The sequence below is a fragment of the Salinicola socius genome (assembly GCF_001937195.1).
Lineage (GTDB): Bacteria > Pseudomonadota > Gammaproteobacteria > Pseudomonadales > Halomonadaceae > Salinicola > Salinicola socius.
In genome coordinates this window covers 1-554 of record NZ_MSDO01000141.1, presented here as the reverse complement: position 1 = coordinate 554, position 554 = coordinate 1, and the positions used below count along the sequence as shown (strand labels likewise).

Annotated in this window: 1 protein-coding gene; it reads left to right on the top strand. The window is 67.5% G+C overall.

Annotation, left to right across the window (positions count from 1 at the left end):
* The coding region (locus tag BTW07_RS19260) for an Ig-like domain-containing protein (protein ID WP_144077029.1) at positions 1 to 554 on the top strand (554 nt) is incomplete at both ends.

The window sequence follows — 554 nt, the reverse complement described above, 5'->3', positions numbered from 1 at the left end:
GGCACCGGAGGCCCCGACACCCGCGCTGGCGGTGGATACCGCCATCGACGGTGACGGCATCACCCGTGACCCCATCATCAGTGTCGGTGGCCTCGAAGGCGAGGCAACGTGGGAATATTCCACCGATGGCGGCGATAGCTGGACGCCCGGCACGGGTACCGCCTTCGAGCTGCCCGAAGGCGACTATGCCGCTGGCGCCGTGCAGGTGCGTCAGACCGATGCCGCCGGCAACACCAGCGGGGTGGGTAACCTCGGCGCGGTCACCATCGATGTCACCGATCCGGTGGCACCAGTTATCGACAGCGCCACCGATGACATCGATCCGACCGGCACCCTCGGCGATGGCGACAGCACCAACGACGCCACGCCGACACTGACCGGCACCGCCGCCGCCAATGCCACGGTGGCGATCCTCGCCAATGGTACCCAGATCGGCACTGCCGATGCCGACGATGATGGCAACTGGTCATTCACCATCGGCGACGCGAACGCCCTGCCCGATGGCGAGGTGAACTTCACCGCCACTGCCACCGATGCCGCCGGCAACGTCTCCC